The sequence below is a fragment of the Psychrobacter urativorans genome, assembly GCF_904846695.1.
Classification (GTDB): Bacteria; Pseudomonadota; Gammaproteobacteria; order Pseudomonadales; family Moraxellaceae; genus Psychrobacter; species Psychrobacter urativorans.
Genome location: NZ_CAJHBR010000009.1, coordinates 97,749 through 113,528 on the forward strand (window position 1 = coordinate 97,749; position 15,780 = coordinate 113,528).

Annotated in this window: 14 protein-coding genes; 10 read left to right on the forward strand and 4 right to left on the reverse strand. The window is 42.0% G+C overall.

Going from position 1 to position 15,780, the window contains the following annotated elements:
• Window positions 1-25: 25 nt before the first annotated feature.
• The gene (locus JMY09_RS07940; RefSeq protein ID WP_201623060.1) at window positions 26-316 is read left to right on the forward strand and encodes a co-chaperone GroES; all 291 of its coding nucleotides are present in this window, start codon (window positions 26-28) and stop codon (window positions 314-316) included.
• A gap of 77 nt (window positions 317-393) precedes the next feature.
• A complete protein-coding gene (gene groL, locus JMY09_RS07945) occupies window positions 394-2,040 on the forward strand; it encodes a chaperonin GroEL (RefSeq protein WP_201623061.1) in 1,647 nt (548 codons plus the stop codon).
• 157 nt (window positions 2,041-2,197) lie between these two features.
• Here the strand turns inward: groL and yaaA are convergent, their stop codons facing one another.
• On the reverse strand, window positions 2,198-2,986 hold the full coding sequence (yaaA, locus tag JMY09_RS07950) for a peroxide stress protein YaaA (RefSeq protein ID WP_201623062.1): 789 nt from the start codon (window positions 2,984-2,986) through the stop codon (window positions 2,198-2,200).
• A 589-nt stretch (window positions 2,987-3,575) separates the two neighbouring features.
• Here yaaA and JMY09_RS07955 point away from each other — a divergent pair.
• The 6 genes from JMY09_RS07955 (at window position 3,576) to JMY09_RS07980 (ending at window position 8,340) form a co-directional block, all read left to right on the forward strand.
• Window positions 3,576-4,730 carry an NAD(P) transhydrogenase subunit alpha gene (locus JMY09_RS07955; RefSeq protein WP_201623063.1) on the forward strand — a complete coding sequence of 385 codons (1,155 nt, stop codon included), beginning with the start codon at window positions 3,576-3,578 and terminating at the stop codon, window positions 4,728-4,730.
• 104 nt (window positions 4,731-4,834) lie between these two features.
• Window positions 4,835-5,173, forward strand: a complete 339-nt coding sequence (locus JMY09_RS07960) for a proton-translocating transhydrogenase family protein (protein WP_201623077.1) — start codon at window positions 4,835-4,837, stop codon at window positions 5,171-5,173.
• 14 nt (window positions 5,174-5,187) lie between these two features.
• On the forward strand, window positions 5,188-6,570 hold the full coding sequence (locus tag JMY09_RS07965) for an NAD(P)(+) transhydrogenase (Re/Si-specific) subunit beta (RefSeq protein ID WP_201623078.1): 1,383 nt from the start codon (window positions 5,188-5,190) through the stop codon (window positions 6,568-6,570).
• 216 nt (window positions 6,571-6,786) lie between these two features.
• Window positions 6,787-7,326 (forward strand): thioesterase family protein, encoded by a 540-nt coding sequence (locus JMY09_RS07970; protein WP_201623064.1) that lies wholly within the window; start codon window positions 6,787-6,789, stop codon window positions 7,324-7,326.
• 209 nt (window positions 7,327-7,535) lie between these two features.
• Window positions 7,536-7,745, forward strand: a complete 210-nt coding sequence (gene iscX / locus JMY09_RS07975) for a Fe-S cluster assembly protein IscX (RefSeq protein WP_201623065.1) — start codon at window positions 7,536-7,538, stop codon at window positions 7,743-7,745.
• A gap of 85 nt (window positions 7,746-7,830) precedes the next feature.
• Entirely contained in the window at window positions 7,831-8,340 is a 510-nt protein-coding gene (locus JMY09_RS07980; RefSeq protein ID WP_201623066.1) for a GyrI-like domain-containing protein, read from the forward strand.
• 203 nt (window positions 8,341-8,543) lie between these two features.
• On the opposite strand, the gene JMY09_RS07985 is transcribed toward JMY09_RS07980, so the two are convergent.
• The 3 genes from JMY09_RS07985 to JMY09_RS07995 form a co-directional block, all read right to left on the reverse strand.
• On the reverse strand, window positions 8,544-10,661 hold the full coding sequence (locus JMY09_RS07985) for a TonB-dependent receptor family protein (protein WP_201623067.1): 2,118 nt from the start codon (window positions 10,659-10,661) through the stop codon (window positions 8,544-8,546).
• A 445-nt stretch (window positions 10,662-11,106) separates the two neighbouring features.
• Complete coding sequence (gene dapE, locus JMY09_RS07990; RefSeq protein WP_201623068.1) at window positions 11,107-12,312, reverse strand: succinyl-diaminopimelate desuccinylase; 1,206 nt, start codon at window positions 12,310-12,312, stop codon at window positions 11,107-11,109.
• 121 nt (window positions 12,313-12,433) lie between these two features.
• Entirely contained in the window at window positions 12,434-13,276 is an 843-nt protein-coding gene (locus tag JMY09_RS07995) for a 2OG-Fe(II) oxygenase (RefSeq protein ID WP_201623069.1), read from the reverse strand.
• A 140-nt stretch (window positions 13,277-13,416) separates the two neighbouring features.
• Between JMY09_RS07995 and JMY09_RS08000 the strand changes: the two genes are divergently transcribed.
• Together JMY09_RS08000 and pssA are read left to right on the forward strand one after the other, a co-directional pair.
• Window positions 13,417-14,292 (forward strand): 23S rRNA (adenine(2030)-N(6))-methyltransferase RlmJ, encoded by an 876-nt coding sequence (locus JMY09_RS08000; RefSeq protein WP_201623070.1) that lies wholly within the window; start codon window positions 13,417-13,419, stop codon window positions 14,290-14,292.
• Window positions 14,293-14,310: 18 nt separating this feature from the next.
• Window positions 14,311-15,192 carry a CDP-diacylglycerol--serine O-phosphatidyltransferase gene (gene pssA / locus JMY09_RS08005; RefSeq protein ID WP_201623071.1) on the forward strand — a complete coding sequence of 294 codons (882 nt, stop codon included), beginning with the start codon at window positions 14,311-14,313 and terminating at the stop codon, window positions 15,190-15,192.
• The last annotated feature ends 588 nt before the right edge of the window (window positions 15,193-15,780 follow it).

Below are 15,780 nucleotides of genomic sequence, written 5' to 3' on the forward strand. Positions count from 1 at the left end.
CAAATAACCTATTGGAGTCAGATCGATGAATATCCGTCCTTTACATGATCGTATTGTCGTCCGCCGCATAGAAGAAGAAACAAAAACAGCTGGTGGCATTCTTTTACCAGGTTCAGCACAAGAAAAGCCGTCACAAGGTGAAGTGTTAGCGACTGGTAACGGACAAATCCGTGATAATGGCGACACTCGTGCGCTAGATGTAAAAGTTGGTGATAAAGTATTATTCGGTCAATACGCTGGTCAGACAGTTAAAGTTGACGGCGAAGAATTACTTATCATGAAAGAATCTGATGTATTGGGTGTTCTAGAAGCTTAATAACCCTTAATAACCTAAGATACAAGGTTAAGGTTTCGCAAACTCTCAAAAATTATAAATAATTGGAGCAATTTAACATGTCAAAAGACGTAAAATTCGGCATAGATGCCCGTAAACAAATGATGGACGGTGTAAACGTCCTAGCGAACGCTGTAAAAGTTACTTTAGGCCCTAAAGGTCGTAACGTCGTTATCGATAAATCATTTGGCGCACCAACCATCACTAAAGATGGCGTATCTGTAGCCAAAGAAATCGAGCTAGAAAACAAATTTGAAAACATGGGCGCTCAATTGGTTCGTGAAGTTGCTAGCCGTACTAACGATGTCGCTGGTGATGGTACTACTACTGCAACGGTATTGGCTCAGTCAATCTTGCAAGAAGGTATGAAGTCAGTAGCTGCTGGCATGAACCCAATGGATCTTAAACGTGGTATCGATAAAGCGGTACGCGCTGCTGTAGAGCAAATCCATTTGCTATCTACTCCAGCTGACGACGAAAAAGCCATAGCTCAAGTTGGTTCTATCTCTGCTAACTCAGACACCAAAATCGGTGAATTGATTTCGCAAGCGATGCAAAAAGTCGGTAAGCAAGGCGTTATCACTGTTGAAGAAGGTTCAAGCTTTGAAGATACCTTAGAAGTTGTTGAAGGTATGCAGTTTGACCGTGGTTATATCAGCCCGTACTTCGCTAACAAGCAAGACAGCTTGACCGCTGAGTTTGAAAATCCTTATATCTTGCTAGTTGATAAAAAAATCAGCAATATCCGCGAAATCGTGCCGTTACTTGAGCAAGTAATGCAGCAAAGCAAACCTTTGCTAATCATCGCAGAAGATGTTGAAAACGAAGCATTGGCAACTCTAGTAGTGAACAACATGCGTGGCGGCTTAAAAACTTGTGCGGTAAAAGCACCAGGTTTTGGTGATCGTCGTAAAGCTATGCTACAAGACATCGCTACTTTGACTGGCGGTACGGTGATCTCTGAAGAGATTGGCCTAAGCTTAGAGACTGCTACCCTTGAGCAATTGGGTACTGCTAAAAAAGTCACTATCGGTAAAGAAAACACTGTTATCGTTGATGGTGCTGGCGAGAAAACAGCTATTGATGAGCGTGTAGACTCTATCCGTCGTCAAGTAGAAGAGTCAACCTCTGACTATGATAAAGAAAAACTACAAGAGCGTATGGCTAAATTAGCTGGCGGTGTTGCTGTTATCAAAGTTGGCGCAGCCACTGAAACTGAAATGAAAGAGAAAAAAGATCGCGTTGACGACGCTCTACATGCTACTCGTGCAGCAGTTGAAGAAGGTGTTGTCCCTGGTGGTGGTGTTGCGCTAATTCGTGCAATGAACGCCCTAGCTGAGCTAAAAGGCGATAACGATGACCAAGATGCTGGTATCAATATCTTACGTCGTGCAATGGAATCTCCATTACGTCAAATCGTAACTAACTCAGGCGAAGAAGCTTCAGTAGTGGTTAACGAAGTGAAAAGCGGTAGCGGTAACTATGGTTACAACGCTGCTTCTGGTGAATATGGCGATATGCTAGAAATGGGTATTATTGATCCCGCTAAAGTTGCTCGTTCAGCACTAGAAAACGCGGCTTCAATCGCAGGTCTTATGCTAACTACCGAAGTGATGATCACTGACCTACCAGAAAGCGGTGACGCTATGGCTGGCATGGGCGTTGGTGGAATGGGCGGTATGGGTGGCATGGGCGGCATGATGTAAGCTGCTTTTAAACCCTAATGTTATATAGCTACTAAAGCTTTATAACATTGCTGTAAAAGAAAACTCCGATAGGCGAGAGCTTATCGGGGTTTTTTATGTGTTGGTACTTAAGAAGGACAGACCAAATTTTATAGCCATTAAAAATTCAAAAACTATGTTACTGATTCCCAGCATCCCGTCTAAATACCCAAGTCTGCTCGTTAGAAGCATCAGTACAATAATAATAGCCCGCTAAATCGAATTGCTTGAGCTGCTCAGCATCAGTGAGTTTGTTATCAGCGGCATACTTCACCATCAGCCCACGGGCTTTTTTGGCATAAAAACTGATCACTTTATAAACGCCGTTTTTCTCATCTTCAAAACGTGGGGTCACAATTTGGGCCTGCAATGCCTTTTTCTTAACCGCTTTAAAGTATTCATTGGAGGCCAAATTAACCAACACTTTGTTTTCACTCTTTGCCATATGCTCATTAATAGCGTCAGTGATTTGCTCACCCCAGTATTCGTACAAGTTATCACCACGCTCGTTTTTAAGCTTAGTGCCCATCTCTAGCCGATACGGCTGCATCAAATCTAGTGGTTTTAACAGACCATAGAGTCCTGACAGAATTCCTAAGTGCTCATTTAAATATAGAATAGTGTCTTTATCCATATTATAGCTATCAAGACCTGTATACACATCACCATCGAATAGATAGCTTGCAGGTTTAGCATTATCAGCTGTAAATGGTAGGTGCCAAGCTTGATTGCGCTCAGCATTTAGGGTTGCCAGCTCAAATGAGATGCTCATTAATTCTTGCAAATCTATCGGATCTTTCGTTTTTAGAGTTTTTATTAGCTGGGCTGAGTTATCGATAAGTGCTGGTTGGCTGTAGTAGTTGCCAAGATTTAGTGGCACAGCATCGGTCTCATTAAGAGATTTTGCAGGAGAAAGCAAAAAGTACATCTTTATTCCTTACAGTAATTATAGTCGTTATGGTTTATTAATACACTGTGACTACCATAGCACAAAGCCCTTAGCGACTGCATCTGCCTTGCTAAAACCTAGCTGATATAACGGTCGATAATATCGCTATAACTAGGGTCAATAATAGTTGATAAAAATAAAACATTTGAATATAACAATAAAAGTTATATAAATGCAGTAAACCCTTAACTTTTTATTTACTTGTCAGTCATCAATAGTAAATGAATAGTAACCGTCGATATCTCTATAATAAAAAGCAATGATGAACTAAGCATAAGCATTTAGTAAATCTATAATACTTTAGATGGCTAAAACAGTTATTAAAAAACAGCTACTTAAGACAGAGTTATTAAAAAGCAACTATCTAATAAAGCGCTATTTAAAATACTACTGTCTTATGTGGCTAATATTTACCGAGATACTTTTAGTTAGATGATAAGTACAACCTCAGTGAAACCGCAGTAGTTAAACAGCGGGTATTAGCAAAGAACTATCAAGCAAAAGCTGTTAAGCAGAAGTGGTTAAGCAAAAGCTATTAATCAAAACTCATTTGTCATAAGGAGATGCTATGAAAATCGGAGTAATCAGTGCAGATAACACCTACGAGGATCGGGTGGCTATTACCCCAGATGCGGTGAAAAAACTACTTAAACTCGGTTTTGAAGTCATTGTGCAAGCTGGTGCCGGTCGTGGTGCTTATTATGATGATGCTATGTATCAAGCGGCTGGGGCTAGTATTGCGGCTACTGCTGCTGAAACTGCTGCCGATGCTCGTATCCTGACGACGGTTCATGACTTGCCAGCTACCCTAGTCGAGCAATTAACTGCTGGTCAGATAGTAGTCGGTATGCTGGATCCTTATCGCAATACTCAGCTTGATAATTATGCTAGTCATGGCGTTACGGCCTTTGCGATGGAGCTACTGCCGCGAACTTTATCACGGGCACAGAATATGGATGTGCTGTCCTCACAAGCTAACCTTGCCGGTTATAAAGCGGTATTGTTAGCGGCTAACGAATACGCGCGCCCCTTTCCCATGTTTATGACCTCAGCGGGTACTGTCAAGCCAGCCAAATTGATTATCTTAGGAGTAGGAGTCGCCGGTTTGCAAGCGATTGCCACTGCTAAGCGTTTAGGCGCCGTAGTCGAAGCCAGTGATTTGCGTCCTGCTGCTAAAGAGCAAGTCGAGTCACTAGGTGGTAAATGGCTGGATGTCCCTATGAGCGATGATGAAGCGCAAAAAGCTAAGGCGACAGGCGGTTATGCTTGGACACCTTCTGAGCAGTACATCAAGGATCAAGCCGCAATAGTAGACAAAGCGGTTAGCGCGGCTGATATCGTTATTACTACAGCACAAATTCCTGGTCGACAAGCACCAAGATTAATACATCAAGCAACCATCGCCAAAATGAAAGCCGGTTCAGTATTAATTGATATGGCTGCTGGTACTGGTGGCAACGTCGAGGGTAGTGTCGCTGATCAGACTATAACTACTGATAATGGGGTACGCATAGTGGGTGCGGACAATATTCCCTCAATGCTAGCTGCGCAATCTTCGGATTTATATGCTAATAATTTGGTTAATTTTATTACTACCTTAATCGCACAATCAGCAGACAACCCTACAGCCAATAATTTGGCGCTAACGCTGGATATGGAAGATGAAATCCAAGGCGCATTAGCAGTAACTCATGATGGTCAAGTGCGCCTTGCTAAGCGTTAATTTTTAGCTCTGCTCTTTGATAACTATTAATAAGCAAAAGTGATAAATTTTAGGAGGATAAAATGATTACCACTATTTTAGCTGCAGCGCCAGCTGGTGCAGCCATGAGTAGCACGCCATTCGTTGCGATTTTTACCATATTTGTGTTGGCTATTTTTGTAGGGTATTACGTAGTTTGGGGCGTCACCCCAGCGCTACATACCCCATTGATGGCGGTGACTAATGCGCTGTCTAGTATTGTTATAGTCGGCGCTATGCTCCAGACCGTCACTATCGACGGCAGTGCATTTACTGCCACTAGTTTACTTGGTGCTTTTGCAGTATTTTTAGCTAGTGTCAATATCTTCGGTGGTTTTGCAGTGACTGAACGTATGCTATCGATGTTCAAACCTAAAGTAAAAGTTATCGCTCATGACGCTACTAACAAAGGGGGCAAAGTATGAGTAATTTGACCACTATGATTGCTGCTAATGCCGATTGGTTCTATTTAGTAGGGGCTATATTATTTGTCTTAACTTTACGGGGTTTGTCCAGTCCTAAGACTGCTATTCGCGGTAATCGCTTAGGTATGGTAGCTATGGCTATCGCTGTGGTGACTACTTTCTTCTTAGCAGAAGGGCCTGTAGTGTGGATGATCGTTGGCGCAATGGTATTGGGCGCGCTAGTCGGTTTATGGAAAGCTAGAACCGTTGCTATGACTCAGATGCCAGAAACGGTGGCTTTGATGCATTCGTTCGTCGGTCTTGCCGCTGTAGCTATTGCTTTAGCGACTGTATTACATACCGAGGAAGCTTATAGCACTATCACCCGTTTAGAGCTATTTATCGGCTGCTTTATCGGGGCGATTACTTTTTCTGCCTCGTTCTTTGCCTTTGGTAAGTTGGCCGCTAAGAGCTGGGCCAAAACGCTAGTGGGCGGCTGGGTCAAGCCAGTCCAAGCGTTATTATTTATCGCTATGGTTGGTTTTGGGGCGGTGTATTTTATTACTGATTCACTACCAGCGTTTTATGCGATGACCGTATTGGCCATAGTGTTTGGTTGGATGTGGATTGCGCCTATCGGTGGTGGTGATATGCCAGTGGTAGTGTCGCTATTGAACTCATTCTCAGGGTGGGCAGCAGCAGGAATTGGCTTTACTTTAGGCAACTCGATGTTGATTATTGCCGGCTCGCTAGTGGGCTCATCGGGTGCTATCTTGTCCTACATTATGTGTAAGGCTATGAACCGTTCACTACTGAACGTATTGTTTGGTGGAATGGGTACGACAGCGGTAGCAGCGGGTAGCGATGATGGCGCTCCTAAAAACTACAAATCAGGCTCAGCAGAAGATGCTGGCTTCTTGATGGCCAATTCCAGCGATGTGATTATCGTACCTGGTTATGGTATGGCACAAGGGCGGGCACAAAACGCCGTGAAAGAATTGTATGAGTTACTAAAAGCCGAAGGGGTTAGAGTACGTTTCGCTATTCACCCAGTAGCTGGTCGTATGCCTGGCCATATGAACGTTTTGCTTGCTGAAGCTGATGTGCCTTATGATGATATCATCGAGATGGATGAGATAAACTCTGACTTCGCTAGCACTGACGTAGTATTAGTAATCGGTGCTAATGATGTAGTGAACCCTTCTGCTAAAGAAGATCCTAGTTCACCGATCTTTGGTATGCCGATCTTGGAAGTTACTAAAGCGCAAACCGTTATGGTCATTAAGCGTTCTATGAGTACGGGTTATGCTGGCTTGGATAACAGTCTATTCTATATGGACAAGACGATGATGATCTTTGGTGATGCGAAGAAAATGGTTGAAGAGATGGTGCGTAGTATCAATGGCGCAGGTCACTGATTTTATTTATAAGTCAGTAAGTGTTTTTTAAAAGGCATCAATGCTTAACAAGGAAGTCACTGCGGTGGCTTTTTTGCGTTAACGGCTCTTGGTGTTGTATGCTTTTCACTTAGGGATAAGATTAGCTTTAAATGCTGGCAGCCTTGCATGCTTACGATCCTAAATACAGTTATACTTTTTTAGCACCCCTTATACTAGTTAATAAGAATATTACTTATGAATATGTTACTGCGTTTTTTTATTATGACCAGCTTGCTTAAGCAGCAATTAAAGCAGCAAGCTATTAATGAAAAACTAAGCATGGAAACTTTGACTGCACCAGTGGTACGCAGCTATCGGGTATTGCCACAAGATATGGGCTTTCGTAATCATCTGCCCAATTATCGCTATTTGTCTTTTATTGAGCTCAATATCACTCGTTGGCTGCTGGCTTGTTGTCATCAAAAAGACACTGAGCGTTTGCAATGGATCATCGCCATGCAAGAGGTGGTTTACCTAAAAGAGATTAAGTTCTTAGATAAAATGATGGTAAACAGTATGCTGGCAGGCTGGGATAGCAAATACGTTTACTTTGAGCATCGTTTCCTAGTAAAAAATCAATTGATGGCAGTAGGCATGACGAAGTTTGTGCTAATGAACAAGCAAGGTAAATGTGCTCCTAGTGTCTTAGATATGTTAGGGGAGCAGCTTACTGAGGTGATTAAGTCGTGGAATACTCACCAAGTAGCGGTTAAGGCCTTACCTAAAAGTCGTTAATACTCACAGCTGCCTTGTCAGACTAGCAAGGTCAATGAACTACAGTTGTTTATAACGAGTTTTTTATGGGGCAAGATACTCTTCTGTCGTCTAGATGCTAAGCTTATCTATACAGTAGACGCTGAATTTTGTTAGGATGGTGCCTATCAATTCCACCCTATTGCTATTAATCTATTTCTACCAAAGCTACTAACCTGTAAGGAGCTATTATGACCCCGCAAAAATTAAAATGGACAGACAGCTTAGATATCGCCATCGAACTCTACGAAAAGTTCCCTGAGACTGATCCACAGTATGTGCGCTTTACCGATTTGCATCGCTGGATAACTGAGCTTGAAGGTTTTGATGATGATCCTAATAAATCAAATGAAGGCATCTTAGAGTCTATTCAAATGAACTGGATTGATGAAGCTGATTAGTTATCTCTCTAGTATTTTTGCTGAGCTCTAATTATTTTTTTACAATAAGCACTACTCTAAACAAAAAAACAGGATAGGCAACACCATGACTCCACAAATTAAAGAGTTAACCACAGCGTTAGCTTGTAAAGGTATCAGCATTCGTACTACCAACATCGCTGAGATCAGCCATGAAACGGCAAAACTAGGTCGATTATGGCAAAAGTTTTATCAAGATCAAGCTGGTCTTTTGATAGATAATGCTGACATCTATGGTATTTACCACAACTACGAGAGTGATGATGAAATCGGTGCTTTTGATGTCGTGGCTGGTTGGGAATTAGGTAGTCAAGAAGGTGAGAGCGAAGAGACAGGTACAGAAACTACGGCTTATAATGGTACTAAAGTGGCAGTAACTATTCCTGCTGGCAAGTATTTGCTGTTCTCTGAAGAAGGCTATATGCCTAATACTGTAATGAATGCTTGGGAGAAGGTTTCTGAGTATTTTAATAGCTCAAGCTGTGAGCATACCCGCTCTTTTAACGTTGATTTTGAGCGTTATATCGATGGTAATTTAGAGTATGGTCAAGTTGATCTTTATATTGGTGTTGAATAAGTCTATTAACCCCAGTAGAAGTAATCTTTACTGATTATCTGCAAAGCTTAGCTAAAGCTATGGTGGCGTTTTTTTGTTCATCTAACCATTAACTGGACTAATGCAGCAGATTGGCTGTAGTAGCAGAAGTGTCTAAGCATAAAAAAGCCGCCACTATTATTTTAGTCGCGGCTTTTTAATAAAAAACTTATTATTAACAGCCATTAAAAGGTTTTATTGAAGCCTAAAGTAAAAGTGCGTGGTAAGTTAGGACGTGCACCATAAGGGGTGCGGCTGACGATGACTTGTTTATCAGCGATGTTTTCAATTTTACCGAATATTTTAATGTCAGAACCTATAGGAAAGTGAGTGATAGCATCAAAAGTGAGTAGTGACTCTGTTTCGCTACGTGGCTCATTAGTACGCTCACAGCCTACCGACTCACAGATGCCGCTAGTGTATTTTGCAGTCAAGTAGGTGTCCCAGCCTGAATCCAGCTCAATACCTGCGCGTAAGCTAGCTTGGTTTTTGGGTACTAAAGTCAGGCGATCACCATCCCTGTTGCTTTTATAATCTTCGCTCAGCTCTGCTTGAGTATGGGTAAAAGTGGCATTGAGTGGAATTCTATAGCCGGACCTCTCAAAGCTCGTGCCTGCCGATAGCTCTAAACCAGCAATTACTGCTGAACCACTCTCTTTTTCAGTACCCGAGGTTCTCAAATCACAAGGCGAGTTCTCAGAACAGTTTTTTAGGACGGAATCAAAGTCACTATAGAACCCAACGGCTTCTAGATAGTTATTACCCTCAATATAGCGAGTGCCAAGCTCATAGTTGATACTGACTTCAGGCTCATTAGCATCATTTTCAGATACCCCTGCGCCCAATGGACTAAAGCCTTTGTGTACTCCAGCTATAAGCTGCAGCTCATCATTAAGCTGATAGCTGCCGGACAAACCTGGTAACAGGATAGATTGAGTATTGTTTTTAATGGCCTGCTTGTCGCTGCTAACGCCTCTTATCTCTTCAGTATCGATGTGCTCATAACGCAAGGCAAGATTTAGAGTTAAAGGGTCAGTGACTTGCCAGCGGTCAGTGAGCCATAGGCTAGTAGCATCAGCGGTCTCTTGACGATCATTACTAGCGCTTGGGGCTTTAGTTTTTTGATAGACTAAACGGCCATCGACTTGATCAAAAACATCCGTTGGTTGATAACGTGACACTTTGTCACGGTGGAAGCGTGCGCCTACATCGATATTGTGATCGCCATAAGCAGTTGGAATATCAGTGTTAAAATTGGTTTGGATGCCAGTACTATGGTAAGTACGGTCATTTGCTTTTACCGGAATGCCTTCTAAATCTTCAGTGCCATCTAGCTGACCTTGAGTAATATCACCTTTATAAAACGCCTTAATGACATTGCCATTGAGTTTGTACCAATTACGATGGGTCTTGTTATAGTAAGCCGTTGTACGCAGCTCAGAATTATTATCTGTTAACCAGTTATGGCTTAAGTTCAGTCCAGTATGCTGGTTTTGCATGTTATCAACACTTGACATCGCATAGCGTCTATTAGGATTTTTATCAAAATCAGCATCTGTTAGTCCCAGATAAGTTTCATCACTAGACTTGTCAGAATACTGAGCCTTAGCGAATAAACTATGAGCAGGGCTTAGCTGATAGCGTCCTTTTAGTACATAGTCTTGATTGTCATAGTCGCCAATATCTTCGCCGTCAATCTCCTTAAAGCCTTTGCCGTTTTGCTGTACGGTCTCAACAGAACCGGCAAAGTCACCTTGGCGTCCGCCTGCATAAGCATGGATATCAACGCCGCCACGATCGTTGATTGAGGCAGTTGCTTGTCCGCCATTTTTATTAGGAATAGCTGTCGATAGATAGTTGATCACGCCACCAGTCGTTTGTGGTCCATAGCGTAGGAGAGGCGCACCTTTTAGAATCTCAACAGCAGATAAGCGCATGGCAGTAGGATGATAGTAGGCGGAAGGGGCTGCATAAGGTGCTGGTGCGATAGGTACGCCATCTTCCATTAGATGCACTTTACTACTGCGGCCACCGATACCAGCACGGATACTGATATTAGGCCGTAAACCTAAGCCATCCTCTTCAGAGACATAAATACCTGGTACGGTCTTTAGCACTTGATTGATATCAGTAATCTGTTCGTTTTCTAATTGCTCTGGGTCTACGTAATAACCTGAGCCAGTCAGCAGTGGCACATTATCTTTACTACCTATAATGGTAATCTCATCCAAAGTTACGGACAGTCCTGCATCATTACTCATTTCTTGTTGACTATTTTTACCTTGACCATATGCTGTTTGCATAGATAGCGCTAAGGTCGTTAAAAAAAATAAAGTGCAAGATCGATAAGGGTGGGGCATCTCATAAACTCCGGAGTTAGATACTATTAAAAAAAGCATAGCTAAAATTTAGCTATTATTAATTACAACCAAACATTTGTAAGAAATAATAATAACAATAATCATTATCGTTTGCAACACGATAGCAATATTTAGCCATTCCAATATCGATGGTCTATACAAAAATTTAGTTGCCAAAGGTTTAGGGGAAGGTATAGAGAGGTATAGAGATGAGAGATATCACTAATGGATGTGGAGGTTGAGGCAAGGCTAAGGCTAACGCTAAGGCAAGGTTGAGATGAAACTGTAAAACAAACCATCAGCGCTCAGTTTGTTTTACAGCGGTTTTAACATCGACTAAACTAGAAACTAGAAACTAGAAACTAGAAACTAGAAATCGAAAAATGCTTTATTTATCTAACAGTAATCCTTCTAAAATTCCTTCATAAATCTGGGCAAGCTTACCCAAATCATCAATCTCAACTTTTTCATCGACTTGATGGATAGTGGCATTACGCACCCCTAACTCCACTACTTGCGCTCCGGTTGGCGCAATAAAGCGACCGTCGGAGGTACCACCAGAAGTGGAGAGGGTAGTGTCAGTGCCTGTTACAGATTTAATCGCTTGCTGGCAAGCCGATACTAGCTTACCTTCAGGAGTTAAAAAAGGCTGACCAGATAGCTTCCAATTGATTGCGTATTCAGCCTTACTATCTGCGAAGTGCTTATCAAATATCGCATGAGTCTTAGCTTTTAACTCATCCTCAGTCGTTTCAGTAGAGAAGCGAAAGTTAAATACCATCTCTAAAGTTTTAGGAATGACATTAGTAGCCCCAGTGCCACTATTGATATTAGAGATTTGCAGGGAAGTTGCAGGGAAATACTCATTACCAGCGTCCCAAGTCGCTGCGGTTAATTGCGCTAATGCTGGTAAGGCGGCATGGATAGGATTACAGGCTAAATGGGGATAAGCTACGTGACCTTGCTTGCCAGTTACAGTTAATACTGCCCCTAGAGAGCCACGACGACCGTTTTTGATAATATCACCGAGAGTCTCAGTACTAGAGGGCTCACCGACTAAGCAATAAGTGATTTTCTCTTGACGCGCCTCTAAAGCTTCTATGACTTTAACGGTGCCGTTGATAGAAGGACCTTCTTCATCGGAAGTGATTAAAAAGGCAATTGAGCCGTTATGCTGAGGATGAGTGGCGACAAAACGTTCGGCGGCTACCGTAAAAGCAGCAATACCAGTTTTCATATCAGCAGCACCACGTGCCCATAAGTAGCCATCAGCTAAGGTTGGGGTAAATGGCGGATAAGTCCAATTATTTTCATCGCCTGTTGGCACGACATCGGTATGACCAGCGAAGCAAATCACCGGATCTGTAGTGCCACGCCGCGCCCATAAATTCTTGACTTCGGCATGCTCGCCAGTTTTATCTCTATCACCAAAATACATAAATTCGCAGTCAAAACCTGCCTGGGTAAGACGCTCTGATAAAATATCTTGGCAACCATCATCATCAGGGGTAACTGAAGGACGTTCTAGCAAGGTGATGCTAAGATCAACAGTGGCTTGTTGATGGGTTACTGCTTGCTTGTTAGTATTAGACATGTCGAACCTTTTATTTTTAAATGAAAGTGTTGATATACTCTAAATGACCCCGTTTAATTTGTGTAGTCTGGGTGCATAGCTCACTCTATGAATAATTGGTAGGCTGTGCTCAGTCCAGCATTTACAAACTGCCTTCTTCAACAAACGGTACTAAGCCATCACGGCGCATCCAAGTTGCGATAGAGTAGCGTTGGCGATGAGCGATTTGTACTTGATGATGTAAGTCGCTATCAAAAACCACTAAACGATTGGCAACGGGCATTACCTGATGATGAATTCCATGCTTATCCACTATTTCTAAGGCACCACCGTCTTTGGCTTGCCAGTCATCATTGAGATAAAGCACTGCTGATATAACACGCTCATTGCGATTAGCAGGATTATCTCTATGCCATTGATAGCCAAAACCGCTAGGGTAGCAAGCATAATGTGCTTCGCTATGGCGAATACCGGCGAATAAACTACGGTTGAAGACAGTGGCCAGCTGGTTAATACTTTGTAGGTAATAAGATCCAGCAAAAAAGTCTTCAGTGATCCAGCGAATCTTATCACCACGAATATCACTGAGGCGAATACCAGCAGTCAGCTGGGCTTGACGATAATCGACAAAACCACTCTCGGATTGTAGAGCCAGTAGCGCTTTATCAGTGAAAACCTTATCAATAACTATCCAACCGTCATTTACTAACTGATCAAGTTGGCTATCGTTAAGGTTGTTTTGCCAATCGACTAAAAAGTCAGAGCTTTGTAGTCCTTGCTGGGTAGGGTTATTAAAATTAATAGCTGAATGGGCATCAGGACTGAGCTTGCTATTGCAGTTAGGGCTAGGAGTAAGCAAAGGTGGATTATCAGCACCTATCGGATGATCGATAGCTAGTTCTATAAGATTTGCGTCTATACTATTTAAATGACTGTTTAAATCATCAGTTAAATTAGTAGTTAGATTACTGGCGATTACGCTCATTTTTACCCTTGTTAGACCTTTATTTATCTCTAGCGGCATCAATCGGTGCTCAATCACGCCTATTTACCAAAACCAGCGTTATCTTTTAGCCATCCTATGCTACCATAGATGCAATTTTTCTTATTTAAACTTTTGAACTTATGAACTATAAACACGCCTACCACGCTGGTAACTTTGCCGATGTGGTCAAACACATTTTATTAATACAATTGCTCAATCAATTAGGGCAAAAAAATAAGCCTTTTTATGTGTTAGACGCTTATGGCGGTCGTGGACTGTATTCGCTTGGCAGTGAAGAGGCCCGCAAAACCGGTGAAGCCAAAGGTGGTATTCAAGCTGTAGTGAATGCTGATACCGAAAAAGCTCCTGCTGCTGTCAAACAGTATGTAGAAGGGGTTAAGCAAGCTCGTTTTACTTACGATACTAAAGTCTGTCCGGGATCACCGTGGTGGATTGGTCATCATATTGAAACCAATCCAGATGCTGGCGTACGCGGCGAAGCCTTTGAAGCTAAAGCTAGCGAGTATGATGCACTAAACTATCAGCTACATAGATTACCGATTGGTATTCAACATCGTGATGCTTTTGAGGGTATTACAGCAGTCATTCCCCCAAAAGAAAAGCGTGGCTTAGTGCTATTGGATCCACCGTATGAGCAAGAACACAAAGACTTTACTCGTCTTATCGATTTATTAGTAACTGCTTATAATAAATGGCCACAAGGCACTTATGCTTTATGGTTTCCAATCAAGAACATCGATGCTGTTGAGCTATTTTATAAAAAGCTAAAACGTACTGAGATGAGACGTCAGCTGATTTGTGAGCTTAATATCTATCCTAACGATATTGCTGTTGGTCTTAACGGCACTGGTATGCTTATTATCAATCCACCTTGGCAGTTCGATAATCACGCTCGTGAAATCTTGCGTTTCTTACAGCCGATACTAAAAGTTGCTGATGCGCCTAACTTGTCACCAGATAGTGCTACTAATGTGCGCTGGTTAGTCGGCGAATAGGCTAATAAGGATACGGTTATGAGCACTGAGCAATCACCCCATGACACTCGAAATAATATTAGTGATAGCGCGGCTACTCAGCCGCCTTTCATTAATGAGAATGAGTTCAATATACGCTTAGCAGATAACGATAATTATGATGGTCTGACCTTTGAAGTTATTGAGACTGAAGTGGCTGAAGGAAAGCCAGTAGTGAGTAGGGGTGTTTACTTAGCGCCCAATCTTATTACTACTTTATCGCTACTGTCCGGTTTTTTCTCTATTTTAGCCAGTACTAGAGGTGATTTTTATCCAGCTGCTTTAGCGATATTTCTATCGGCGATCCTTGATGGTGCCGATGGTAGAGTGGCGCGGATGCTTAATGCGCAAAGCCCGTTTGGTGAGCAGTATGACTCACTAGCAGATATGTTGGCTTTTGGCGTTGCCCCTGCAATTTTGGTTTATAGCTTTGCTTTAGAGCCGTTAGGTCGAATTGGTATAGGTTGTGCTTTTGTGTTTACGGCTTGCGGTGCCTTTCGCTTGGCTCGCTTTAACGTGCAAGTTGGCATAGTCGATAAAAAGTATTTTGTGGGTTTAGCAAGTCCGCTTGCCGCTATCTTAGTTACTGCAGCAGTGATGGTTGCTATCGATCACAACCAGTGGATTGGCCAGCAGGATAATTTAATTATGGCTGCATTCGCCGCTTGGGTAGTCATCTGTGGTCTGCTAATGGTCAGTAATGTTAAATACTATAGCTTTAAAGAGTTTGATAAAAAGAAAGTCCCTTTTGTGGCTTTAATTATTGCAGTATTAGTACTGAGTATTGTGATCTATGACATACCGGTTGGTATTTTAGCTATAGGTATTATCTATGCGCTATCAGGTATCGTTAGTACTATGAAGGCGAAAGCTAGCAGTTAACGACAGTAGCTATTGTATGTAGACTTTAAAGCCGCTTATTCATAAGCGGCTTTTTTAGTTCTAAGTTTAGGACAGTAATAAAGATTTAATGATTAATGTATGGATGAGCAGATTGACTAACAATCGTTACCTTTAGGCTTATAATAAAAACAGTTTAGACAAAGCCCTTGACCGCTGCATGAAAACGAGTATAATGCGTCCCAGTCGGAACAGAAGAGCGGCGTTGTGGGAGTGGTTTACCGCTTGAAATAAAGTTAGCTAAATAACTTCTTGACACTCAGATTAAAGCGTCTATAATACGCACCTCAGCAAGACAAGCGGCAGCAATTAGGAAGTGATAAGTCACTTAATAATTAGCATGTGAATCTACTGAAACGAATTAGAATAAAGGGTTGACAGACTATATAAACATGATATGATAGTCAGCTCGCTAAACAAGATAAGCAAATGTCTTTGATTGATTAGTGTAATAATCCTCTACTGGACGACAGCAGAGCGATACTATTTAAAAGCATAACTAAAGAACAACTTGTGTGGATTTTTGTTGATTCAGAATGTTAAAAAATAAAGTTGACTATCTTTTCTTTT